Here is a 22,860-nt window from a genome sequence, read left to right as displayed (position 1 = left end):
CAGCGGAGCTTCGAGCATGGCCACCCGGCGCGACTTTCCCTACTACCTCGGCGAGCCGGTCGCCCTGTCGGGGCTCGGCTGGATGCTGGCCCTGGGCGGCTGCGTCGCCGGCTTTCTGGCGCTGATCCTGATCCCGCGCGGCGAGGCGGGCCAGGCGCCGGGCCTCATCGGCCCCTTGCTCTTCGTGACCCTGCCCCTGGTCGGCCTGGCGTTGGCGGCGGGCAGGCGATGGACGGCGCTGTTCCCGCGGCCTGCCGCCCGCGACCTGCTGCTGGGCCTGGCGTTCACGCCGCTGGCGCTGCTGGTCTCCGGCGTCGTGGCGTTCTTCTATGGCAAGGGAGGCTTGGCGCAGGCCAATCCCGTCGCCGGGATCCTGCTTCATCTGGAGCCCATGGAGCGGGCGGTGTTCATCGCCGGGACCGCGCCGCAGCTGCTGGGCGAGGAGCTGGTGACCGTCCTGCCCTTTCTGGCGGTGCTGACCCTGTGCCGTCGGCGACTGGTCCTGCCGCGCGGCGCCTCGATCCTCGCAGCCTGGATCGTTTCGGCGGCAATCTTCGGTCTGCTGCACCTGCCGACCTACGGCTGGAACCTCGTCCAGGTGCTGCTGGTGATCGGCGTGGCGCGGCTGGTGCTGACGATTCCCTACCTGCTGACGAAAAGCGTCTGGTCCTCGTTTGCGGCCCACCTCACCCTGGACTGGTCGATCTTCGCGCTGGTGCTATTGGGAAGCGCCCGGACCTAGCGCGCCCAAGCCCTTGGCCTGACTCAGCTTCCGGCGCTTTTGCGCGGTTGACATCGCTCGGCTCGTCGCTTATCCACCGCCCCTCACTCGCGGCGGCCAACCGGCTTTCGCGTCAACGCTATTAGTTTCGGAGCCACGTCGTGAAGCGGACATTCCAGCCGTCGAAGCTCGTGCGAGCCCGCCGTCATGGCTACCGCGCCCGCATGGCCACCAAGAATGGTCAAAAGATCGTCGCGCGTCGCCGCGCCAAGGGCCGCAAGCGCCTGACGGCCTAAGAGCGGGTCCCCCGCTCTTCTTTCCTGCTCCGGCAGGATCGTACGACATGACAAAAGCCGCCCCTTCCCAGAACCAGGCCTCCAGCCTGCGCCGGAAAGGGCGGCTTTTTTCATGACCGATTCCCAAGTTTCGGCCGTCGCCCCGCAAAAGGGGCCGAAGATCGAGCGCCTCAAGGTGCGCGCCGACTTCCTCAAGGCCGCCAAGGCGCCTTCGCTGTCGCGCGGCGCCGTCTTCATGCAGCTGCGCCCGCGGGGCGATGAGAACGCCCTGATCCGGGTCGGTTTCACCGCTTCGAAGAAGGTCGGCGGCTCGGTGGAGCGCAATCGCGCCAAAAGACGCCTTCGAGAGGCGGCCCGGCTGCTTCTGCCCCTTCATGGACGCCCCGGTTGCGACTATGTGTTCATCGCTCGCGGCGGCACGCGCTCGCGGCCCTGGGGGCGTTTGCTTGACGATGTAAAAGCCGCGCTGATAAGCCTCGCGGCCGAAATCGACCGCGGGAGCAAGCCTGCCCAATCTGGGGCTATCTCTCCCGCGCCCGCCTCACCCTCTTCGCACGCGCAAGCGCCCGAACCCTCCGATCCCGGTTAAGTCTCAATGCAGAACGACAACAAGAACACGCTGGTCTTCATCGTCAGCGCGTTGGCGATCCTGATCGGCTACCAATTCTTCGTGCTGGGCCCGAACCAGAAGAAGCAGGAAGCCGCCGCCCGCGCCAAGAAGGCCGCCGAGGCTCAGGCCGCCGCCGCCAATCCTGGCATGGCCATCGGACCGGACGGCAAGCCGCAGCCGATCAAGCTGTCGCGCGAGGCCGCCAAGGCCGCCAGCCCGCGCATCCCGATCGACACCCCGACCCTGTCGGGTTCGGTTTCGCTGAAGAGCGGCAGCGTCGACGACCTGCTGCTCAAGGGCTATCGCCAGACCACCGACAAGGCCTCGCCGCCGGTCGAGCTGCTGCGCCCCGCCGGCGCGGAGAACGCCTTCTTCACGCTGTTCGGCTGGAGCGGCCAGAACCTGGGCGCCATGCCGGGCCAGGACACGGTGTGGACCGCCGCGCCGGGCCAGACCCTGCGCCCGGGCTCGCCCGTCACCCTGACCTATGACAACGGCGCTGGCCTGGTGTTCAACCGCACCATCGCCGTCGACGCCGACGCCATGTTCACCGTCACCGACAGCGTCCGCAACAACGGCGGCCAGCCGGTGTCGATCACGCCCTACGCCTCGGTGCGTCGCTGGGGCGTCCCGGCCGATCTCGGCAAGAACCACATCGTCCATGAAGGGGCGATCGGCATGCTGGGCGAGAAGGACTACAAGCTCGAGCAGTCCAAGTACCAGAAGTGGAAGAAGGACAAGCCGCAGCAGACCATCGCCTCGGTCGGCGGCTGGACCGGCATCACCGACAAATACTGGCTGACGGCCCTGATCCCGACCCAGAACGAGCGCATCAACGCCCAATACAACGTCACGCCCGTCGGCGGCGTGGACGTCTACGAAGCCAACTTCGCCGCTGTCGCCAAGACCGTGAACCCGGGCCAGGCCGTCACCGAGACGACCCGCCTGTTCGCCGGCGCCAAGACCGTGCCGCTGTTGCGCAAGTACGAGTACGGCGAAGGCCAGGCTCCGGCCTGGTGGCAGTTCTGGAGCAAGAAGGCCCAGGCCATCCCGCGCTTCGAGTGGGCCGTGGACTGGGGCATGTTCGCCCTCATCACCCGGCCGATCTTCAACGTGCTGGAGATCTTCTACAAGCTGGTCGGCAACTTCGGCATCGCCATCATGCTGCTGACCGTGACCCTGAAGCTCATCCTCTATCCGCTGGCGGACAAGAGCTACGAGTCGATGGCGAAGATGAAGAAGGTCGCCCCCGAGGTCGAGAAGCTGCGCGCCAAGCACAAGGAAGATCCTGCCAAGCAGCAGCAGGAGATGATGGCGCTGTACGCCAAGGAGAAGATCAACCCGTTCATGGGCTGCGTGCCCATGCTGATCCAGATCCCGGTGTTCTACTCGCTGTATAAGGTGCTGACGGTCACCATCGAAATGCGGCATGCGCCGTTCTTCGGCTGGATCCAGGACCTGTCGGCGCCCGATCCGACCACCATCTTCAACCTGTTCGGCCTGATCCCGTGGGATCCGGGCATGCTGCCCTTCGTCGGCGCCATGATCGCGCACCTGGGCGTCTGGCCGCTGCTCTACGGCTTCACCATGTGGCTGACCACGGCGATGAACCCGCCGGCTGGTGATCCGATGCAGCAGAAGATCTTCCAGCTGTTCCCGATCATCTTCACCTTCACGCTGTCGGGCTTCGCCGTCGGCCTGGTGATCTACTGGTGCTGGAGCAACGTGCTGACGATCATCCAGCAATACATCATCATGCGCCGCTACAAGGTCGAGAACCCGATCGACAAGATCATCGGGCGACTGACCGGCAAGTCCGCGACGGCCACCTGATGACCGATCCGATCGAACCGCTTTACACCGACGAGGAGATCGAGGCGGCCCGGGTGCTGTTCGCCCAGCCGGTCTCGTTCATGATGGGGGCCGTCCGCATGGACGGCCTGCCGCCCGCCGACCTGCCCGAAGTGGCCTTCGCCGGCCGCTCCAACGTCGGCAAGTCGAGCCTGATCAACGGCCTCGTCGGCCAGAAGTACCTGGCCCGGGCCTCCAACGAGCCGGGCCGCACGCGCGAGCTGAACTTCTTCCTGCTGGCCGAGCAGCTGCGCCTGGTCGACCTGCCGGGCTACGGCTTCGCGCGCGTCTCGCGCTCGACCGCCAGCAAGTTCCAGGACCTGGGCCGTCAGTTCCTGCGCGGCCGTCCCAACCTCAAGCGGGTCTACCTGCTGATCGACTCGCGCCATGGCCTCAAGAAGGTCGACGCCGAGGCGATGGATGCGCTCGACATCTCGGCGGTGTCCTATCAGATCGTCCTGACCAAGGCCGACAAGATCAAGCCGCCCGAGGTCGACAAGGTCGTGGCCGATACGCTCAAAGCCATCGCCAAGCGCCCGGCCGCCTTCCCGCGGGTGATCGCCACCTCGTCGGAAAAGGGCCTGGGCCTGCCGGAACTGCGGGCCGAGATCCAGCGGACCTGCCTGAGCTGACCCCCTCCGGCCCTCCGGGCCACCTCCCCCGGAGGGGGAGGATTTGGAACCGCCGACGCCGGAAAGATGCTCCCCCTCTGGGGGAGCTGTCGCGGAGCGGCTGAGGGGGAGCGCGCTCCCGCGCCACGGTCTCTGTGAAATGATCCGCGCACGGATCATCCGCGCACCTACATAAAATCGCAATAAAACTGTCGCCGAAACTTCTCTGGCTCAAGAGTTGTGGCGAAACTATGCCCTCCCCCGACAAGAACACCCGTGTCCCCCGGTGTCGGGCCGATGGCGCGGAGTGTCCGTGGGGATGTTCCGATGAAGAAGACCGCTCTGCTGGCGCTGTGCGCCATCGCTCCGCTGGCGCTCGCCGCCCAGGCCGCGGCCGCCGACCTGGCCGACGCCCCGATCGCCACCGCCGCCGAAGAACCGGTCACCGCTTCCGAAGTGGTCGTCCAGGCCGGCATCGCCTATCGCAACCGCACCGAGGAGACCGCTCCGGTCCTCGAATACGGCCTCGACTACTTCCAGCGCTTCGAGCCGCTGAGCGCCGGCGACGCCCTCAAGCGCGTGCCCTCGGTGGCCTTCCTGTCGGACGTGCTGGAATCGGACGGCGTGCGCCTGCGCGGCCTCGACCCGGCCTATACCCAGATCCTGATCAACGGCGAGAAGGTCCCGGGCGCCGGCTCGGGCTCGGGCGCGTTCGGCGCCGGCGCCGACGGCTCGTTCTTCGTCGACCGCATCCCGGCCGAACTGATCGAGCGCATCGAGATCGTCCGTAGCGCCAGCGCCAACCGCAGCGGCGACGCCGTCGCCGGCGCCATCAACATCGTGCTGCGCGACGCCTACGCCCTGGACGGCGGCTTCGTCCGCGCCGGCGCGATGATGTTCGACGACAAGCGCATCCGCGAGACCGTCGGCGGCGTGTGGGGCGGCCAGGTCGGCCCCGGTCGCCTGCTGATCGGCGCCAACCTGCAGGGCCGCCGCAATCCCAAGCTCAAGACCAGCCTGCGCTACGACGAGCCGAACGGCACGCTCGACAACAGCGAAGTCCAGACCGACACCCGCAACGGCACCGACTATTCGGTCAACGCCAGCTACCAGGTTCCGGTGGCCGGCGGCGACCTGTCGCTGGCCGGCTTCTTCGTCCGCACCGACCGCACGCAGGACGAGGACTCGATCGAGTACGCCAAGGACATCCGCACCAACGCCAACATCCAGACGATCAACAACAACGACGTCCAGATCGACCAGGACAGCTGGTCGCTGACCGGCAAATACAAGCGCGACATGCTGGGCGGCCGCACCTCGGTGAAGCTCGGCTACGCTGGCTTCAAGGGCAAGGAAGACGAGTTCGAGGACGAGATCGAGTACCTGCGCGACGCGATCCCGTTCCCGGACGGCGACCGCATCACCCGCGACAAGTCGCGCCGCGATATCGACGACACCGAAGTTTCGGCCAAGATCGAGCACGAGCGTGACCTGTCGTTCGGCGCCGAGCTGGAGTTCGGCCTGCAGTACGAGAAGAAGGAACGCGACACCTACTTCACCGAGGTTCCGCGTAACCGCTACAACCTGCCCCAGGCCAACCCGCCTGCCTTCGGCGCCTATGCTCCGATCGCCGGCGGCGACTCGACCTTCGAGCAGACCCGCCTCGACCCCTACGTCATGCTGTCGGGCAAGTCCGGCGCTCTGAAATGGGAAGCGGGCCTGCGCTACGAGACCACCGACGTCTCGATCGAGGACCGCACGGCGAACGAGACCTACGACGCCGACTACAAGATCCTGCTGCCGTCGGCCTCGGTGCGCTACAACCTGACGGCCAGCGACCAGTTCTACGCCGCCACGGCCCGCACGGTCCGCCGTCCCAGCTTCGAGTACCTGTCGCCGGCGACCCTGGAAGCCGAACTGGGCGACAACGACTTCATCGGCGTGCCCACCCTGAAGCCGGAAACGGCCTGGGGCCTGGACGTCGGCTACGAGCGCCGCCTGGGCCGCTCGGGCGTCGCCGGCGTCAACGTCTTCTATCGCAAGGTCAACGACCTGCTGGAGCTCTACAACACGGGCGACGAAGGCAGCGAAGGCGACGGCACCTTCGTCTACTCGGCGCGCAACGCCGGCGACGGCAAGGTCTGGGGTATCGAGTTCGACCTCTCGACCCCGCTGACCGTCATCGGCCTCGAGAACACCGGCGTGTTCCTGAACTACTCGTGGCTGGATAGCGACATCGACGACGAGTTCGGCTCGCGCAAGTTCAACAGCCAGTCGGACTACGTGCTGAACGTCGGCTTCATCCAGGACCTGCCGACCTGGGGCGCTTCGTTCGGCGTGACCTACCGCAAGCAGGGCGAGGCCTACAGCCGCGTCGTCGGCGAGGAAGTCACCACCACCTACGGCGGCGACCTGGAGATGTTCGTCGAGAAGCGCATCGGCAAGGACATCACCATCCGCCTGACCGGCTCGAACCTGCTGGACGCCTCCAAGAAGGAGAGCTTCAACAAGTTCACCACCATCGAGGACCAGGTCGACCGCAGCTTCGACGAGTACGAGCTCGAGCGCGAGCAGGCCGGCCCGGTGTTCCAGCTGATCGCCCGCATGGCGTTCTGATCGGAACCCTCAAGGCCTGGAAACACGGAAGGCGGCGTCCGAAAGGGCGCCGCCTTTTTCTTTGTTCCTCCCCCTGAAGGGGGAGGATCGCTCAAGCCGCGCGGCCGTTGCCCTCGTCGGTCATGAAGCCCATCAGGACGTCGATGCGCTTGACCAGTTCGGCGCGGGCCATGGCGCCGGTGACCTCGACCTGGGTCATGGCGCCAAGCGCGTTGGCGGCCTCGATCAGGCGTGGTTCCTTCACCGCCTCGCCGACGGCGCGCAGTTCGGCGGCCTGGGCGGCCAGGGCGCGGCGGGCCTGGGCCGGATCGCTGTCCAGCGACTGGGCGGCGGACTTGACGATGCGCAGGGCCTGCGAAAGGCGGGCGGCGGGCGTGCCGGCGGCGTCGGCCTTGCGCTTGCGCGGCCCCTTGTATTCGGCCGAGTTGAAGCGGCGGCGGTCGGGGCCGACGTATTGCACGGCCTCCACCCAGTCGCGCGGCTTCATCGTCACCGCTTCCAGGCGCCGTTCCAGGTCCTTGATCGTGAACGGCTTGCGCATGAACTCGTGGATGCCGGCGTCACGGGCGCCGAAGATCGCCTCGGCCGTGGCTTCGGCGGTGCACATGATGATCGGGGCCTGGCGGCAGGCCAGATCGCTGCGGCGAATCTTCTTGGCCAGGGCCAGGCCGTCGACGCCGGCGCTGGAATGCTCGACGAAGATCATCTGCGGGTCGACGGTGCGCACCATCCCCCAGCCCTGCTCGATGGTCGGGGCGGAAAAGACCTGCACATTGCCCACGTGGCGCAGCTGGTCGCCCAGCAGGCGGACGGCGGCCGTGCTCGGGTCGACGACCAGCACGCGCTGCATCTTGGCGGCGATGCGCTGCAGGGTGCGGGGGTTGCCGTCGAACACGGGGCGGGGTCTCCAGAAGATCGGACCCGACTCTTAACCCCAGGAGGGTAAAAAACCGCTTGATGATCCGCAGGCGACCTGTGCGTCAGTTCGCCTTGTCTAGACCGCCAGCGAGGCCGAAAGCCCGGAGTCGAAATCCTGCAGGATGTCGACGGCTTCCTCCACGTCGACGATGGCCGGCTGGCCCTCGGGGAAGCGGTAGCGCCAGAAGCTGGCGATGTGCGAGATCACCCCGACCTTCTCGCCCAGGGACAGGAACATGTCGGGGGCGCGCAGCAGGAACTCGCGGAAGGCCTGCGGCTTGCCGTTGTCGATCAGGTCCTCGAAGGCGTCGTCATAGACCTTGATGGTGCGCAGCACGGAGGCGCGTTCCAGCACCACGCCCTGTTGCAGGCGCTTGCGGGCGTCGTCCACATACCGGGCGGTTTCGGCCTCGCGGGCGCCGGTGATAATCATCTGGCCGATCTCGCCGGCCGTGGCGGTCAGCTGCGGCCACAGGCGGGTGAGCATCCACTTGTAATAGAGGAAGCCCTTCCAGCTGAAGACGCCCTCCTTGAAGCTCTCGCCCTCCAGCACCAGGGTCTCTCGCAGCGGCTCCAGCCGCTCGTCGACGTCGGTGGAGAGCAGGGCCTCGACCAGGCGGGCGGCGGCCGCGCCGTTGACCCGGCCGCTGTCGCGATAGGCCAGGTCGATCAGCCGCGAGATCTCCAGCGCCACGAAGCCCTGCATCTGCTCCAGGTCGCCCGGCGACAGGGCGAAGTAGCAGGGCGCCACGATCATGCCGTGGCGGCGCAGGTGCTCGCGCAGCAGGAACGGGTCCAGCGACGGCAGCATGTCGATCATGCGCAGCGTGGCCAGGTCCCGCGTCATGTCCGACGGGTCGTTGCAGGCCTCACGCAGCAGGTCGATCCAGCCGCGCTGGCCGACGAAGAACGACTGGCCGCCCAGGGAGAGGTCGCTGCGCTCGAACGGGATGATGATCTTGGTCGCCGTGGGGCGCGCCTCGTCGAACAGGAAGAGGTCGTCGCTGCGCAGGCGGTGCTTGACGATCAGGGCGTTGTTCAGGACCCGGTTGCGAAACAGCGGGTGCTGGGAATATTCGGGCCGCTGGCTGCTGTCGGCGGCGATGGCCAGCAGGTTCAGCACCCGGCTGGTCGACGCGGTGCGCTCCAGGGCGCGCAGGCTGCGCGTCAGGCGGTCCGGCTTGCGGACAGGAGCGAGCTTTCGGCGCGCGGACAAGATCAGGAGCCCCCTTGGTTACGGGGGGAGTTGTAGCGCTGGCGGACTAAATAAACGCTAACCGTGACCGCAGGTAGTCCCCGGAATGGGGATTAGCGGATGGCGGGAGCGCCGGCTTTGTAAGGAACCTCCCCCTATGGGGGAGGCGATCGCGCAGCGATCGGTGGGGGGAGTTTGCGAAATCGGCGAAGGTCGGTGGCGGCTGATAACGGCCCCCCACCGGCCTTCGGCCGCCTCCCCCAGAGGGGGAGGTTTCTCGCTCAAGATCCTCCCCCTATGAGGGAGGCGCCCGGAGGGCCGGAGGGGGTCACCCCTCGAACGGATCGCGCATCAGGATGGTGTCGTCGCGCTCGGGGCTGGTCGACAGCAGGGCCACCGGGGCGCCGATCAGTTCCTCGACGCGGCGCACGTACTTGATGGCGTTGGCGTTGAGGTCCTTGAACGAGCGGGCGCCGGCGGTGCTTTCGCTCCAGCCTTCCATCTCCTCGTAGATCGGCTCGGCGGCCGCCTGGTCGCGCATGCCGGCAGGCAGGTAGTCGACGACCTTGTCGCCGATCTTGTAGCCGACGCAGATCTTCAGGGTCGAAAGGCCGTCCAGCACGTCCAGCTTGGTCAGGGCGATGCCGTCGATGCCGTTGATGGCCACCGACTGGCGCACCAGCACCGCGTCGAACCAGCCGCAGCGACGCGGACGGCCGGTGTTGACGCCGACCTCGCGGCCGATCGTGGCCAGGTGCTTGCCCACGTCGTCCGAGAGTTCGCAGGCGAACGGGCCTTCGCCGACGCGGGTGGTGTAGGCCTTGACGATGCCCAGCACGTAGCCCGGGCCCTTGGGGCCCATGCCCGAACCGGCGGCGGCCTGGCCGGCGACGGTGTTGGACGAGGTGACGAACGGATAGGTGCCGTGGTCGACGTCCAGCAGGGCGCCTTGCGCGCCTTCGAACAGGATGCGGCGGCCGGCCTTCTTGGCCTGATCCAGCACCCGCCAGGCCGGCTGGGCGTAGGCCAGGATCTGCGGGGCGATCTCCATCAGCTGGTCGAACAGCTGGGCCGCATCGGCGTCCGGCAGGCCAAGGCCGCGACGCAGGGCGCCGTGGTGGCTGAGCAGGCGCTCGATCTTCGGCTTCAGGGCCTCGGGATCGGCCAGGTCGGCGACGCGGATGGCGCGACGGCCGACCTTGTCCTCGTAGGCCGGGCCGATGCCGCGGCCGGTGGTGCCGATCTTCTGGCTGGAGGCGGCTTCACGCGCCTGGTCCAGGTCGCGATGCAGCGGCAGGATCAGGGTGGCGTTGTCGGCCAGCACCAGCAGGTCGGGGGTGATGTTGACGCCCTGGTCGGCGATCTTGCCGATCTCGGTCAGCAGGTGCCAGGGGTCGACGACGACGCCGTTGCCGATGACCGAGGTCTTGCCCTGCACCACGCCCGACGGCAGCAGGGCCAGCTTGTAGACCTTGCCGTCCACCACCAGCGTATGGCCGGCGTTGTGGCCGCCCTGGAAGCGCACGACGACGTCGGCCCGGTTGGAGAGCCAGTCGACGATCTTGCCCTTGCCCTCGTCGCCCCACTGGGCGCCCACGACGGTCACGTTGGCCATGATAGAGATATGCCTTGTCACCTGCCCGGTAGCGCCCGCGGCCCTTCGACAGGACTCGGCGGCGGACGTTGTCTCGATTGTAGGTGACGAACGGGGGGCCGTCAGGCGGCCCCCGCGAAGTCAGAAGGCGTAAAGCAGGCGCACGCCCAGATCGTCAAGCCCCTGGTTCTTGCCCTGGTGGAAGATCTGGCCGTTCGACAGGTGCACGTAGGACAGCTCGGCGGCCCACTTGTCGTTGAAGCGGTAGCCCAGGGCCAGCTCCGGCTGGAACAGCACCTTCGAGCCGAAGTCGATGCGGGTGTTGTAGAGCTTCAGGCGACGATCGATCTCGGCCTGGCTGATGCCCGGCTCGTTGACCGGCGGCAGGCCGGTCTCGCCGTCGGTGTAGGCCAGGCCCATGCCCGGACGGAAGTAGAAGCCGCCCTCGTCGCCGAAGTCGATCGGCCAGGAAAAGCCGGCGGCCAAGAAGTTGGAGGTGTTCTCGCTGTTGAGCGATACGAAGGCGTGGACCTGCGGCTTGCCCAGCCAGGTCAGGTTCTCCAGGCGGTCGGTGCGGTAGCCGAGGTGCAGGTCGACCCCGTCCTCGCGGCCGGCGGCGCCCAGGCCCACGGCCTCGCCGATGAAGGTGACGTCGTGCTTGTAGGCGCCGACGATCAGTTCGCCTGCCCAAGCGGAAGAACCGGCGGTGGCGCAGGCGAGCGCGGCGCCGGCCACGGCGGCCAACAGTGCGAATTTCATGGTCTCTGACCCCTCAGCAGTATCCGGCTCCCTTATGGCGCGAACCGCCGGTGCGAGCTAGAGCAGGGGCGATCGAATGCTGTGGCTGCGTGGCCACATAGCCACTGAGCCATTGAGGGGCCTCATGACCGTCTCGCTCGCCGACATCCAGGCCGCCGCCGACCGCCTGAGGGGCCAGGCCGTGGTCACGCCTCTGCTCGAGAGCGCGGTCCTTTCGGACCGGGTGGGCGGCAGGATCTTCGTCAAGCCCGAGACCCTGCAACTGGCCGGGGCCTTCAAGTTCCGCGGCGCCTACAATCGCCTGTCGCAGTTCAGTGAGGAGGAGAGGGCGCGCGGCGTCGTGGCCTTCTCGTCGGGCAACCACGCCCAGGGCGTGGCCCTGGCGGCCGACAAGCTGGGCATGCCGGCCCTGATCGTCATGCCCGCCGACGCGCCGTCGGTGAAGGTCGAGGCCACGCGCGGCTTCGGGGCCGAGATCCGCTTCTTCGACCGCTTCAAGGAAGACCGCGAGGCCATCGCCGCGCAGATCGCCGCCGAGCGCGGCATGATCGTCGTGCCGTCCTACGACGATCCGCACGTCATCGCCGGCCAGGGCACGGTGGGGCTGGAGATCATCGCCCAGGCCGAAGCCGCCGGCGCGAGCCTGGACAAGGTGCTTTGCCCCATCGGCGGCGGCGGCCTGATCGCCGGGACCTCGACGGCGGTGAAGGCCCTGTCGCCCTCGACCCAGGTCTGGGGCGCCGAGCCCGCCGGCTTCGACGACACCCGCCGCTCGCTGGGCAGCGGCCATCGCGAGGGCATCGACCCCGACGCCCGCTCGTTCTGCGACGCCCTGCTGGCCCCGACGCCGGGCGCCCTGACCTGGCCGATCAACAGCCGCACCCTCACCGGCGTCGCCGCCGTCACCGACGACGAAGTGGCCGCCGCCATGCGCTGGGCGTTCATGAACCTCAAGCTCGTCGTGGAGCCGGGTGGCTGCGTGGCGCTGGCCGCGGCGCTGAGCGGCAAGATCGACGTCAGGGACCAGACGGCGGTGATCGTGCTGTCGGGCGGGAATGTTGATCCGGCGGTGTTCGCGAAGGTGCTAGGGGGCTGAGGCTGGCCCTCAAGATCCTCCCCCCGAAGGGAGAGGTGGCCGCGAAGCGGTCGGAGGGGGAAGTCCCTGCCGACATCGAGGCGGTCGCTGACTCACAGGCCACATCCCCCTCCGTCGCCTTTGGCGACACCTCCCCCTTCAGGGGGAGGATCTTGGAAGCACGCCCACTTTCTCCACGCCCCCTAGTCGCGGTCAAAACCTCCCGCTAGGGTCCGCGACCTCGAAACGAACCGCTCGAAAAGAGTAGCGACGATGAAACGCCTTCTCCTCGCAACCGCGCTGATCGCCGCGCCGATGATCGCGCAGGCTGCGGATGCGCCCAAGATCGATCCCGCCCGGCTGTCGCAGCACATCAAGATGCTGTCGTCCGACGAATTCGAGGGCCGGGGCCCCGCCACCGAGGGCGAGAAGAAGACCGTCGCCTACGTCGTCGAGCAGATGAAGGCGATCGGCCTGGAGCCGGCCGGCGACCTGCAGGCCGACGGCAAGCGCGCCTGGACCCAGGACGTGCCGCTGGCCAAGTTCGAGATCGCCGGTCCCGTCAGCGCCCACGTCATGGCCGGTCCCGACCATGTCATGCTGGCTCAGGGCGAACAGATCGCCATCCGCGCGGCCATGACCAATGTCGACAAGGTGTCGATCAAGGACGCCCCGTTGGTCTTCGCCGGCTACGGCGTCACCGCGCCCGAGCGCAACTGGGACGATTTCAAGGGCCTGGACGTCAAGGGCAAGATCGTCGTCGTGCTGATCAACGACCCGGACTTCGAAACGGGTAAGGGCGACTTCGGCGGCAAGGCCATGACCTATTACGGCCGCTGGACCTACAAGTACGAGGAAGCCGCCCGTCGCGGCGCCGCCGGCCTCTTGATCGTGCACGAGACCGCGCCGGCCTCCTATGGCTGGGCCACGGTGAAGAACTCCAACACCAACACGATGTTCGACATCGTGCGCAAGGATCCCTCCAAGAGCCACCCGGCCCTGGAAGGCTGGATCCAGCGTGATGTGGCCGTCGACCTGTTCAAGAAGGCCGGCCTCGACTTCGAGACCCTGAAGAAGCAGGCCCAGACCCGCGACTTCAAGCCGGTGGACCTGAAGGCGACCTTCTCGGCCGACTACGCCGTCAAGCACGAGGTCATCGTCTCGAAGAACATCGCCGGCCGCGTGAAGGGTACGAAGTATCCGGACGAGACCATCATCTACAGCGGCCACTGGGACCACCTGGGCGTCGGTTTGCCGGACGCCAAGGGCGACAAGATCTACAACGGCGCCGTCGACAACGCCGACGGCATCGCCGCCCTTCTGGAACTGGGCCGCGCCTTCAAGGCCGCGCCGGCGCCGCAGCGCTCGGTGATGTTCCTGGCGGTGACCGCCGAGGAAAAGGGCCTGCTGGGTTCGGAATACTACGCGGCCAACCCGCTGTTCCCGCTGGCCAAGACGGTCGCCGACCTCAACATCGACGCCCTGTCGGCCGCAGGTCCCGCCAAGGACGTCACCACCTCGGGCGACGGCAAGGTCGACTTGCAGGACATGCTGGTGGCCAAGGCCAAGGAAGAGGGCCGCTACTTCACGCCCGATCCGGTGCCGCAGGCCGGCCACTTCTACCGCTCGGACCACTTCCCCTTCGCCAAGCGCGGCGTGCCGGCCATCTCGGTGGGCTCGGGCAGCGATCTGGTGAAGGGCGGCAAGGAGGCCGGCGAGAAGGCCGAGGCCGACTACAACGCCAACCGCTACCACCAGCCGGCCGACGAATGGTCGGCGGACTGGGACCTGTCGGGCCAGGCCATGGACATCGGCCTATTCTACAAGGTCGGCGCGGATCTGGCCAACTCGCGCACGTGGCCCGAATGGCAGGCGGGTTCGGAGTTCAAGGACCTGCGCGACAAGACCAAGGCCGAACGGAAGTAGCGAACTAAACGCCGCGCTCCTTTCAGCCGTCATCCCGGATAGCGCCTGCGGCGCTTCCGGGATGACGACCCCTTTTACGAATACCCCGCAACATGACCGCCTCCGTCTTCGACCTCTTCAAGCTGGGCGTCGGCCCTTCCAGCAGCCACACCATGGGGCCGATGACGGCGGGCGTGATGTTCGTCGAGCGGCTGCGCGCCGCCGGCAAGTTGCCCCTCACCGCCCGGGTCGAGACCCGGCTCTACGCCTCGCTGGCCCTGACCGGCAAAGGCCACGCCACCGACCGCGCCGTGATCCTGGGCCTGATGGGCTTTGCGCCCGCGCAGCTCGATCCCGACGCCGGCGAGGCCGCCTTGGCCGAGACCAAGGCGACGCAATGGATGAAGCTCGGCGGCGAGGTCGGCATCGGCTTCGACGAGGCCCGCGACATCGTCTTCGCCGGCCACGAGCGTCTGCCCCAGCACCCCAACGCCCTGACCTTCACGGCCTTCGACGCCGAAGGCGGCGTGCTGGCCGAGCGCACCTATTTCTCGATCGGCGGCGGCTTCGTGCGCGATGAAAGCGAGATGGGCCGCAATGCGCCGCCCGAGGAAGGTCCGGCCATCCCGTTCCCGTTCGAAAGCGCGGCCGACCTGCTGGAGCGCGCCGAAAAGGCGGGCCTGACCATCGCCCAGGTGATGGCCGCCAACGAGCTGGCGAGGATGAGCGAGGGCGAGATGAACGCCGGCCTCGACCGCATCTTCGGGGCCATGGAGGCCTGTATCGACCGGGGCATGCGCGAGGACGGGATCCTGCCTGGCGGCCTGTCGGTCAAGCGCCGCGCCCGCCAGATCCACCAGACCATCCTGGGCCGGATGGAGCGCCAGATGAGCGATCCGCTGGCGGCCATGGACTTCGTCAACCTGTGGGCCATGGCGGTCAACGAGGAGAACGCCGCCGGCGGCCGCGTCGTCACCGCCCCGACCAACGGGGCTGCGGGCCTGGTGCCGGCGGTGCTGCGGTTCTTCGTGCGCTTCCACAAGGGAACGCCCGAGCAGATCCGCATCTTCCTGCTGACGGCGGCGGCGATCGGCGCGCTCTACAAGCGCAACGCCTCGATCTCGGGGGCCGAGGTCGGCTGCCAGGGCGAGGTGGGCGTGGCCTGCTCGATGGCGGCCGGCGGCCTGTGCGCCGCGCTGGGCGGCACCAACGCCCAGATCGAGAACGCCGCCGAGATCGGCATGGAGCACAACCTGGGCCTCACCTGCGACCCGATCGGCGGCCTGGTGCAGATCCCCTGCATCGAGCGTAACGCCATGGGCGCCATCAAGGCCATCGACGCCGCCCGCCTGGCGCTGCTGGGCGACGGCCAGCACTCGGTCAGCCTCGACAAGGTCATCGCCACGATGAAGCGCACGGGCGAGGACATGAACGAGATCTACAAGGAGACCTCGCTCGGTGGCCTGGCCGTGGGTCTGTCGGTGAACCGGGTGGAGTGCTGAGGCGGAGCTAGGCCTGGAGCCGCTCCAGCCCCCTATGCCAGACGTGCCGGACGGTTTCCAGGGCGTCTATGACGTCCTTCGCCGAGCGGTTCGATAGCGTGAGCTGGTGCTGATAGACCGTCATGAAATTGTAGAGCGGCATCTGCGTGATATCGACGAACGATCGAGCGGCCGAGACGACGAGCAGCCCCTCGATGTGTTCCGACAGCGGGTGCGTCCCGTCCAGCGGAGAGACCCAGGTCCGGATGTCGATGCGGACAAGCGCGCTCTGGTAGGTCGAGGCGGTCCGGTCGAGATCGACGAGGTACCTCTGGTCCGGTTGCTCGGCCGTGGGCCGGTCGGCCGCGGCGGCGGCGAGCCTGATGATCAGCCGGGCCTCCGACTTTGAGAGGGAGGCGAAGTCCGCTTCCAGGGCGCCGGGAACGTCGCCGGCCCCGTAGCCGTAGCTCTGGTGTACGATCCTGTCCAACGCCGTGACCGGCACGTTCACCTGGTCTTGCGGATCGGGTGACTGGCGGAACACCGCGTCGTCGAGCAGATGCCGAGCGGCGGCCAACTGTTCCAGAGCCTGGACGGCGTCGCTGTCGGCGCCTTTGTTCAGCAACGTGTTGAGCGGCGTCAGCTTGGCCATGTCGGCTCCCTCGCATCGAATGGTGAGGCGCAACTTCCGCGAGGCTAATTAACAAACTCCACCGACGGCGCCTCTTCCCACCTGAACGCCGATAATTAGAATGAGCGTTTGAAAGAGCGCCGCCCCCGTCCCAGGTTAGAGCGGCCCGGCAGGAGGAACCCATGCGCGACTACCTGAAGTTCTACATCGACGGCCAGTGGGTCGAAGCGAAGTCCGACAAGACGGTGGACGTCATCAACCCCGCGACGGAAGCCGTCGCCGGCCGGGTGACCCTGGGTTCGGTGGAGGACGTGGACCTCGCCGTCCGCGCCGCCCGCAAGGCCTTCGCCAGCTATTCCCAGACCAGCCGCGAAGAGCGCATCGACCTGCTCGAGCGGATCATCGCCGAGTACCAGAAGCGCTTCGAGGACATGGCCAAAGCCATCACCGAGGAGATGGGCGCCCCCGCGTGGCTGGCCCAGCGCGCCCAGGCGGCCATGGGCATCGCCCACGTCCAGACCTCGCTGCAGGTGCTGAAGGACTACAGGTTCGAAGAGGATCGCGGCACGACCCGCCTGGTCAGGGAGCCGATCGGCGTCTGCGCGTTCATCACGCCATGGAACTGGCCGGTGAACCAGATCGCCTGCAAGGTCGCCCCGGCCCTGGCCGTCGGCTGCACCATGGTGCTCAAGCCCTCGGAAGTGGCGCCGTTCTCGGCCTGGGTGTGGACCGAGATCCTCGAGGCCGCCGGCGTGCCGGCCGGCGTCTTCAACCTGGTCAACGGCGACGGCCCGACGGTCGGCGCGGCGCTGTCCAGCCATCCTGAAGTCGACATGGTGTCGTTCACCGGCTCGACCCGCGCCGGCATCGAGGTGGCCAGGAACGCCGCCCCGACCGTCAAGCGCGTGCACCAGGAACTGGGCGGCAAGAGCCCGAACATCATCCTCGACGACGCCGACTTCCAGCGCGCCGTCGGCGGCGGCGTGGCCTCGGTGATGATGAATTCGGGCCAGTCGTGCAACGCGCCCACCCGGATGCTGGTCCCCGCCAAGCGCATGGACGAGGTGATCGCCATCGCCAGGGTCGCCGCCGAGGCCCACACGGTCGGCGACCCGAACGGCAATTCCAAGCTCGGCCCGGTGGTCTCCGAAGTGCAGTGGACCAAGATCCAGGGCCTGATCCAGAAGGGCGTCGACGAGGGCGCGACCCTGGTGTCCGGCGGCCCGGGCAAGCCGGAAGGGCTGGAGACCGGCTACTACGTCAAGCCGACCGTCTTCGCCAACGTCACCCCCGACATGACCATCGCCAAGGAAGAGATCTTCGGCCCGGTGCTGTCGATCCTGGGCTACGACAGCGTCGACCAGGCCGTCGAGATCGGCAACGACACCGAGTACGGTCTGGCGGCCTATGTCTCCGGCGGCGACCCCGCCGGCGTCCGTGCGGTGGCCGCCAAGCTCCGCGCCGGCCAGGTGAACCTCAACGGCGCCAGCCCCGACCTGATGGCCCCGTTCGGCGGCTACAAGATGAGCGGCAACGGCCGCGAGTGGGGCGACCACGCCTTCGGGGAGTTCCTCGAAACCAAGGCCATCCTCGGCTACGCGCCCAAGCAGGCGGCGGAGTAGGTCGTCTCACCTTCTCCCATAGGGAGAAGGAGGGGCCCGCGCCGAAAGGCGCGGGAGGATGAGGGGTTAGGGACTGAAGACGGCGTGCCAGCACGCCGGTTGAGGCCGTCACCCCTCACCCTCCCAGGCTATCGCCTGGGCCCCTCCCTCTCCCCTCCGGGAGAGGGGCTGAAACGCATCACCAGCTGACGCTCGCCCGGGTCAGCACCAGGGTCTTGTCCGAGATCCCCCAGCCCATCAGGCCTTCCGGCTTGGCGCCCGGCGAGGGGGCGGCGCGGGGCCAGCCTTCGCGGGTTTCGAGGGCGGCGGCCTCGACGCGGCCGGCGCCGTTCAGGCGGCTGAAGCTCAGGGTCACGCCGTTGGGGTCGGGGGCGTGGTAGGTCAGGCTGGTCCACTCGCCGTGCTTGGTGGTCAGGGGCACGGGGCGGCCGTTGAGGCGCGCTCCGGCCAGCATGCCGTCGGGCTTGATGCGCAGGGTGACGTATTCGGCGCCGGGACCGGGGATCACCCGCACCAGCAGGCGCTCGCCGGCGTGCTCCATGATCAGCTGCGGCGGGTCCAGCGGCACGGGCCGGGCCTCGGCCATCCAGACCTTGGAACGGAAGAACGGCGGCAGGTCCTTCTGGGCCGGGGTTCCGCCCTGGGCGGTCAGGGCCCCGCGCGACCAGGCGTCCAGGCGCGGCAGGGTCGAGATCCGCCAGGCCTGGCCGCTGGACAGGTCCGACAGGTGGGCGGCCTCGGTCAGTTCGGGCCGGGTCGGCGTGGCGCCGGCCAGCACGGCGTAGGCGACGAGGCCGCCGCCGACCGCCGCCACCAGGGTGGCGGGGATGGCCGCCAGCTTCAGGGCCGAGAAGTCGTGGGCCAGCGGGATCAGGGCGGGCAGGGCCAAGAGGCCGAACGCCGCCAGGATCGCCGGCAGGCTCACGCCCAGCCCGGCGAAGGTCCACGCGCCCCAGGCGCCGACCTGGACGACGACCAGGATCGCCGCCAGGGCGACGCAGGCGGTCAGCGCCCAGGCCACCCGGCGGTCGCGGGTGCCGCCCTTGGCCAGCACCAGCACGGCGGCCAGGGCCGCGACCAGCAGCGGCCAGACGGCCATCACCGAGCCGCCGGGCAGCAGGATCATGGCCGCGACGGCGATGGCCAGCAGGCCGACGAGGGCCCCGATCCAGGCGCCGAGTACGCCTACCGGCTTGCCGAGCGAGGCCCAGACCAGCACGGCGCTGGCGACGCCGAGGCCGGCGCCGATCGGGTCGAGGGCCGGCGGGCCGCCGATCAGGCAGGTCGCGCCGCCGGCGACCAGGGCCAGGAGGCTCGGCCAGATCCGCGCCGCGCCCTTGGCCTGGCCGATGACCACCGCCAGGGCGACGCCGACCAGTATGGCGGTGCAGCCCAGCAGCAGCGGGTCGAACCGGCCCAGCAGGGCGTAGTGGGCCTGCAGGTCGGCTACGTGCAGCAGCTTGCCGGTCAGGTGCAGGACGAGGGCGCCCGAGGTTCCAACCAGCAGGAAGCCGGCGAGCCCCTTGAGCAGCTCGACGGGGCTGGTTCCCCGGATCATCAGGCCGCGGACCAGGGCGTACAGCACCAGCACGCCGGCCAGGGCCAGCAGGCCCCAGGCCACCTCGACCGGATAGCTGACGAGGAACAGGCCGAAGACGTCGGAATAGACGGCGTTGGGCGCCTTGCCCGGCAGGGTCTGGGCCGTGGCCAGGGCGCGGGCGGTGGGCAGCACCTGGTCGCCGAAGTGCTGCAGACTGCCCTGGTCGAGGTGGTCGGCCTTGGCCAGCGGCGTGTGATAGGCCAGCTGGTCGTCGATGAAGGCGAAGTTCAGCCCCGGCAGGCCGGCCTTCACCGCGTGGGTGAAGTCGGTGTCGTTGGGCATCTTCTCGTAGACCGCCGCGGCCAGGGAGTTGGCGGCCGGCCGCCTGGCCTCGCGGGCGAAGAGGGTCATCAGGGCGCCGTTCTGCGGGCCGGTCTGGAACATCGCCGCCCGGCCGCTGTCGCCGCGCGCCTCCATGTTGATGACCACCCCGACCTTCTGGCGCAGCGGGTCGCGGGCGAAGAAGGCGTCGGCGCCCAGCAGGCCCTGCTCCTCGCCGTCGGTGAACAGGAAGATGACGTCGCGGGCCGGCGTCGGGCCGGCCTTGAGGGCGCGAGCGACCTCGAGGGCGGCGGCCACGCCGGCGGCGTCGTCGGCCGCGCCCGGTGAATTGGCCACCGAGTCGTAGTGGCTCATGACCAGTACGGCGGGCTTGGAGCGGTCGGCGCCCGGCAGCACGCCGATGACGTTCTGCACCGATCCGGCGACCAGCCAGCGGCCGTCGTTGCGCGGACCGGTGTAGCCCTCGTCGGCGCGGACCGACAGTTCCAGCCCCAGCGACGAGATCCTGGCCATCAGGTGGTCGCGCACCCGCACGATGTCGGTCGAGCCGGTGGGGTGGGGACGCAGGGCGATGGTCCGCACGTCGGCCATGGCGCGCGCAGCGGAGAAGGCGTCGGGCGGGGCGCTGGCGGGGACGACGGGCGGCGATCTCTGCGCCAGGGCGGCCAGCGCCAGGCCCAGCAGCAGGCAGATCCAGAATCCGAGCAGTCTGATCGCTTTCATGCGCGGCTCGCCCTCGCGTCCATCCCCGGCCCGCGTCGAGGGTGCGGGTGTTCGCGCGTCGGGGGAACGGGAAAGGCGGGCGTGCGGAGCGAAAATGGGCGGGAAACGCTAGGGTTTTCCCCAGCATGGCGGCGCGGAGCGGCCGCGCTATGCCTCGATCCTTCCTTCATATCTCCCGAGGTCATCGATGAGCATCGTTTCCGCCTTCGCGATCCTGGCCATGCTGGCCGGCGCGCCGCTCCAGGCGACGGGGCCGACCGAGGCCGGCGGCAAGGCGATCGCCATCTCCGGGACCGACCATGTCGAGACCTTGGCCTGCGACGGCCGCGCCGTGACGATCACCGGCGTCGACAACACCGTCACCCTGACCGGCGCGTGCAAGAGCCTGGAAATCTCGGGCAGCGGCAACACCGTCACCGCCACGATCGCGCCCGGCGGCGTGCTGTCGGTCACCGGCACGGACCAGAAGGTGCGCTGGCGCTCCACCGGCGAGGTCCGTCGCAGCGTGACCGGCGTCGACAACCAGGTGGTCCGGGAAAAGTAAGGCGTTCCACTTTCGCATGCGGCCGTGCAAGCTTGGCGGCATGCGGATCCTTCCCGGCCTTTCGATCGCCTGCTGCCTGGCCCTCGGGCTCCTGGTCGCGGGCTGCAAGCCCCCGTCGCCGGAGGCCTTCGAGCCCTACGCCAGGACACGGGGATATGTCGACCTGACACGGCCGGCCTGCGCGGCAGGCTACAACGCCTTCCTGCGCCATGCGAACGCGCATCCGGGCGGGATGGCCGGGCGTGACGGCTACGAGGCGGTGCAGCCGGTCGAGCCGGGCGACCCGTTCTCGCCGACGGTCTGGGCCAAGGTGAAGCTCTACGGCGTGGATGGCGAAAACCGGCTCTACATCTTCACGACGCCAGGCCATCCCGCCCATCCGGCGGTGATCCTCAAGGAGAGAATCGTAGCCATCCACGGTCCGTGGTGGTCGATCAACGGCTGTGGATGGGGCGACCAGCAAGCCTATCAGGCGTTCGAGGGCGCGGTCCGCATGCTGGCGCGCGACTTCGAATGGCAGGCCAAGCAGTCGCCTCCGCCGGACGCCAGGATGGTTGCGGGGCATGAGGACCTGACCGATGTTCGCGCACCGATGCCCCTTGTGGTCGGCAAGGTCGCGGACCGGGCCGTGGGGCTGCTCGAGGTCGGTCGCCCCGCAACGCGCATCAACGGCCTGACGCCGGCGGGCGATTTGCCCCCGGCCCTGAACTTCGTCTGGCTCGACCCGGTGAAGCCGGGGCTGGACCGCTACGCCATACTGGAGGCCTCCCGCCTCGACTACACCAGCGACGAAGGCGCGGCGGCCATGGCCGCTTGGTGCGGGGGCGCCGAAGGACGCAGGACGCCCAAGCTTTGCGCTCAGGCCCGCAAGGTCACCGCCATGTGGAACATGATCAAGGTCGACTAGCCCTCCGACTCGCGGATCGGCGGGCAGCGGTAGGCCGGTTTCAGGCGCAGCTGGACGTCGGTGAGGGAAGCGGTGCGCTCGGCCTCGTCGTCGCCATAGACGGCGATCACCGCCTTGCCGGCTATGGGGCGGTCCGCCTGGTTGTGATTGCGGGCCTGGCTATGATCGCGGCCTTCGACTCACGGGCCTTCCGGCAGCTGAAGGTGACGCGGTGAGATATCAAATTGCGTCACCGATAAAATTTCCACCCAATTTATAAGATCTTCGACGTCGCTTTTGCTAAATTGATCATTATGTCCATGTGCAGCGTTATTTCGTATGTCGGCCAATGCTGTTATGCGTTTTTGCTTTTGTAAATTGTATGTGCCGATTTTGCTTAAATCGGCATTCATTTTATTTAGACTTCCGTGACCGATTCCTGCTCGTTCGCATAGTTCGCGTAGTGTGGTTTCGAGTATGACGCCGCCGATTACGGCAGCAGATGACGTATAGCCGGCCTCTAATAATTCGCGTGCTTGTGAAATCTCGCTGTCGAATATTTCGGATTGGATTACGCTGCGCATGGATTGAAGGTGGCCGCCATCATAATCTTCTTGTGCGGCGCAGAAAATTGCCCGCAATAATATTAGTTTATCAAAATTTGTGCTGTAAAATCCTTCTTCTTCATTTTTGATAAATTCTTTGAAGTGGTGAGAATTTTCGCCACATGCGCGTGAAAGAAGATTTTTGGCTTTCACCTTCCAATTCAGATATGCGGAGTTGTCGACATAATTTCCAGATGTCATATCGCCGTGGCGATAATATTTTGTTTTTTCGACTTCAGATAGTTGATCGATGAGTTCTTTGAAGCGCGCAGAAAGTGCCGGCATTCTTGTCTCTCCGCCTTGGGGGAAATTATCGTGCGCGCGAGAGCGCTGCA

Annotated in this window: 19 protein-coding genes; 12 read left to right on the top strand and 7 right to left on the bottom strand. The window is 67.8% G+C overall.

The genetic code is table 11. The annotated features are described in order from the left end of the window. Positions 1-16 precede the first annotated feature (16 nt). The 6 genes from ACODR1_RS02145 (at position 17) to ACODR1_RS02120 (ending at position 6,705) form a co-directional block, all read left to right on the top strand. A complete protein-coding gene (locus ACODR1_RS02145) occupies positions 17-742 on the top strand; it encodes a CPBP family intramembrane glutamic endopeptidase (protein ID WP_488878976.1) in 726 nt (241 codons plus the stop codon). A gap of 140 nt (positions 743-882) precedes the next feature. Further along, positions 883-1,017 (top strand): 50S ribosomal protein L34, encoded by a 135-nt coding sequence (gene rpmH, locus ACODR1_RS02140; protein WP_012284717.1) that lies wholly within the window; start codon positions 883-885, stop codon positions 1,015-1,017. A 112-nt stretch (positions 1,018-1,129) separates the two neighbouring features. Continuing rightward, positions 1,130-1,606 (top strand): ribonuclease P protein component, encoded by a 477-nt coding sequence (gene rnpA / locus ACODR1_RS02135; RefSeq protein WP_488878975.1) that lies wholly within the window; start codon positions 1,130-1,132, stop codon positions 1,604-1,606. Between the two features lie 6 nt (positions 1,607-1,612). Further along, a complete protein-coding gene (gene yidC / locus ACODR1_RS02130; RefSeq protein WP_488878974.1) occupies positions 1,613-3,460 on the top strand; it encodes a membrane protein insertase YidC in 1,848 nt (615 codons plus the stop codon). Beyond that, positions 3,460-4,110: a ribosome biogenesis GTP-binding protein YihA/YsxC gene (gene yihA, locus ACODR1_RS02125; protein ID WP_101711621.1), complete on the top strand. Its 651-nt coding sequence runs from the start codon at positions 3,460-3,462 to the stop codon at positions 4,108-4,110. The genes yidC and yihA overlap by 1 nt, the downstream gene beginning before the upstream one ends. 306 nt (positions 4,111-4,416) lie before the next feature. Continuing rightward, entirely contained in the window at positions 4,417-6,705 is a 2,289-nt protein-coding gene (locus ACODR1_RS02120; RefSeq protein ID WP_488878973.1) for a TonB-dependent receptor plug domain-containing protein, read from the top strand. Between the two features lie 91 nt (positions 6,706-6,796). Here ACODR1_RS02120 and ACODR1_RS02115 read toward each other — a convergent pair whose 3' ends face one another. The 4 genes from ACODR1_RS02115 to ACODR1_RS02100 form a co-directional block, all read right to left on the bottom strand. Continuing rightward, positions 6,797-7,555, bottom strand: coding sequence for a response regulator transcription factor (locus ACODR1_RS02115; protein ID WP_488879156.1), 759 nt, complete (start codon positions 7,553-7,555; stop codon positions 6,797-6,799). A 144-nt stretch (positions 7,556-7,699) separates the two neighbouring features. After that, positions 7,700-8,845 carry a hypothetical protein gene (locus ACODR1_RS02110; protein ID WP_488879155.1) on the bottom strand — a complete coding sequence of 382 codons (1,146 nt, stop codon included), beginning with the start codon at positions 8,843-8,845 and terminating at the stop codon, positions 7,700-7,702. A 301-nt stretch (positions 8,846-9,146) separates the two neighbouring features. Next, the gene (locus tag ACODR1_RS02105) at positions 9,147-10,433 is read right to left on the bottom strand and encodes an adenylosuccinate synthase (RefSeq protein ID WP_488878972.1); all 1,287 of its coding nucleotides are present in this window, start codon (positions 10,431-10,433) and stop codon (positions 9,147-9,149) included. 120 nt (positions 10,434-10,553) lie between these two features. Beyond that, positions 10,554-11,171 (bottom strand): acyloxyacyl hydrolase, encoded by a 618-nt coding sequence (locus ACODR1_RS02100; RefSeq protein WP_488878971.1) that lies wholly within the window; start codon positions 11,169-11,171, stop codon positions 10,554-10,556. 124 nt (positions 11,172-11,295) lie between these two features. On the opposite strand from ACODR1_RS02100, the gene ACODR1_RS02095 reads away from it, so the two are divergent. From ACODR1_RS02095 to ACODR1_RS02085, 3 genes are all read left to right on the top strand, one after another. Next, positions 11,296-12,267, top strand: a complete 972-nt coding sequence (locus tag ACODR1_RS02095; RefSeq protein ID WP_488878970.1) for a threonine ammonia-lyase — start codon at positions 11,296-11,298, stop codon at positions 12,265-12,267. Positions 12,268-12,519: 252 nt separating this feature from the next. Continuing rightward, positions 12,520-14,172: a M28 family metallopeptidase gene (locus tag ACODR1_RS02090; protein WP_488878969.1), complete on the top strand. Its 1,653-nt coding sequence runs from the start codon at positions 12,520-12,522 to the stop codon at positions 14,170-14,172. A gap of 92 nt (positions 14,173-14,264) precedes the next feature. Beyond that, positions 14,265-15,653, top strand: coding sequence for an L-serine ammonia-lyase (locus ACODR1_RS02085; protein ID WP_488878968.1), 1,389 nt, complete (start codon positions 14,265-14,267; stop codon positions 15,651-15,653). A 7-nt stretch (positions 15,654-15,660) separates the two neighbouring features. Here the strand turns inward: ACODR1_RS02085 and ACODR1_RS02080 are convergent, their stop codons facing one another. Then, entirely contained in the window at positions 15,661-16,284 is a 624-nt protein-coding gene (locus tag ACODR1_RS02080) for a hypothetical protein (RefSeq protein ID WP_488878967.1), read from the bottom strand. 161 nt (positions 16,285-16,445) lie between these two features. Here ACODR1_RS02080 and ACODR1_RS02075 point away from each other — a divergent pair, with 161 nt between their 5' ends. Further along, positions 16,446-17,885 carry an aldehyde dehydrogenase family protein gene (locus ACODR1_RS02075; RefSeq protein ID WP_488878966.1) on the top strand — a complete coding sequence of 480 codons (1,440 nt, stop codon included), beginning with the start codon at positions 16,446-16,448 and terminating at the stop codon, positions 17,883-17,885. A gap of 178 nt (positions 17,886-18,063) precedes the next feature. Here ACODR1_RS02075 and ACODR1_RS02070 read toward each other — a convergent pair whose 3' ends face one another. Further along, positions 18,064-20,490: a M20/M25/M40 family metallo-hydrolase gene (locus ACODR1_RS02070; RefSeq protein ID WP_488878965.1), complete on the bottom strand. Its 2,427-nt coding sequence runs from the start codon at positions 20,488-20,490 to the stop codon at positions 18,064-18,066. Between the two features lie 187 nt (positions 20,491-20,677). On the opposite strand from ACODR1_RS02070, the gene ACODR1_RS02065 reads away from it, so the two are divergent. Next, the gene (locus ACODR1_RS02065; protein WP_488878964.1) at positions 20,678-21,034 is read left to right on the top strand and encodes a DUF3060 domain-containing protein; all 357 of its coding nucleotides are present in this window, start codon (positions 20,678-20,680) and stop codon (positions 21,032-21,034) included. A 40-nt stretch (positions 21,035-21,074) separates the two neighbouring features. Next, positions 21,075-21,941, top strand: coding sequence for a hypothetical protein (locus ACODR1_RS02060; protein WP_488878963.1), 867 nt, complete (start codon positions 21,075-21,077; stop codon positions 21,939-21,941). Between the two features lie 179 nt (positions 21,942-22,120). Here the strand turns inward: ACODR1_RS02060 and ACODR1_RS02055 are convergent, their stop codons facing one another. After that, the gene (locus ACODR1_RS02055) at positions 22,121-22,810 is read right to left on the bottom strand and encodes a hypothetical protein (RefSeq protein ID WP_488878962.1); all 690 of its coding nucleotides are present in this window, start codon (positions 22,808-22,810) and stop codon (positions 22,121-22,123) included. Between the last annotated feature and the right edge of the window lie 50 nt (positions 22,811-22,860).

Source organism: Caulobacter sp. FG7 (assembly GCF_057808875.1).
This window is presented reverse-complemented; position numbering and strand designations above follow the sequence as displayed.

What these genes read in the sequence shown, in the direction of transcription:
- ACODR1_RS02095 (WP_488878970.1), top strand. Translation starts at nt 11,296, where the DNA reads ATGACCGTCTCGCTCGCCGACATCCAGGCCGCCGCCGACCGCCTGAGG.
- ACODR1_RS02100 (WP_488878971.1), bottom strand. Translation starts at nt 11,171, where the DNA reads ATGAAATTCGCACTGTTGGCCGCCGTGGCCGGCGCCGCGCTCGCCTGC.
- ACODR1_RS02085 (WP_488878968.1), top strand. Translation starts at nt 14,265, where the DNA reads ATGACCGCCTCCGTCTTCGACCTCTTCAAGCTGGGCGTCGGCCCTTCC.
- ACODR1_RS02055 (WP_488878962.1), bottom strand. Translation starts at nt 22,810, where the DNA reads ATGCCGGCACTTTCTGCGCGCTTCAAAGAACTCATCGATCAACTATCT.
- ACODR1_RS02145 (WP_488878976.1), top strand. Translation starts at nt 17, where the DNA reads ATGGCCACCCGGCGCGACTTTCCCTACTACCTCGGCGAGCCGGTCGCC.
- ACODR1_RS02105 (WP_488878972.1), bottom strand. Translation starts at nt 10,433, where the DNA reads ATGGCCAACGTGACCGTCGTGGGCGCCCAGTGGGGCGACGAGGGCAAG.
- ACODR1_RS02065 (WP_488878964.1), top strand. Translation starts at nt 20,678, where the DNA reads ATGAGCATCGTTTCCGCCTTCGCGATCCTGGCCATGCTGGCCGGCGCG.
- yihA (WP_101711621.1), top strand. Translation starts at nt 3,460, where the DNA reads ATGACCGATCCGATCGAACCGCTTTACACCGACGAGGAGATCGAGGCG.
- ACODR1_RS02115 (WP_488879156.1), bottom strand. Translation starts at nt 7,555, where the DNA reads ATGCAGCGCGTGCTGGTCGTCGACCCGAGCACGGCCGCCGTCCGCCTG.
- ACODR1_RS02070 (WP_488878965.1), bottom strand. Translation starts at nt 20,490, where the DNA reads ATGAAAGCGATCAGACTGCTCGGATTCTGGATCTGCCTGCTGCTGGGC.
- ACODR1_RS02075 (WP_488878966.1), top strand. Translation starts at nt 16,446, where the DNA reads ATGCGCGACTACCTGAAGTTCTACATCGACGGCCAGTGGGTCGAAGCG.
- yidC (WP_488878974.1), top strand. Translation starts at nt 1,613, where the DNA reads ATGCAGAACGACAACAAGAACACGCTGGTCTTCATCGTCAGCGCGTTG.
- ACODR1_RS02120 (WP_488878973.1), top strand. Translation starts at nt 4,417, where the DNA reads ATGAAGAAGACCGCTCTGCTGGCGCTGTGCGCCATCGCTCCGCTGGCG.
- ACODR1_RS02080 (WP_488878967.1), bottom strand. Translation starts at nt 16,284, where the DNA reads ATGGCCAAGCTGACGCCGCTCAACACGTTGCTGAACAAAGGCGCCGAC.
- ACODR1_RS02090 (WP_488878969.1), top strand. Translation starts at nt 12,520, where the DNA reads ATGAAACGCCTTCTCCTCGCAACCGCGCTGATCGCCGCGCCGATGATC.
- ACODR1_RS02060 (WP_488878963.1), top strand. Translation starts at nt 21,075, where the DNA reads ATGCGGATCCTTCCCGGCCTTTCGATCGCCTGCTGCCTGGCCCTCGGG.
- rnpA (WP_488878975.1), top strand. Translation starts at nt 1,130, where the DNA reads ATGACCGATTCCCAAGTTTCGGCCGTCGCCCCGCAAAAGGGGCCGAAG.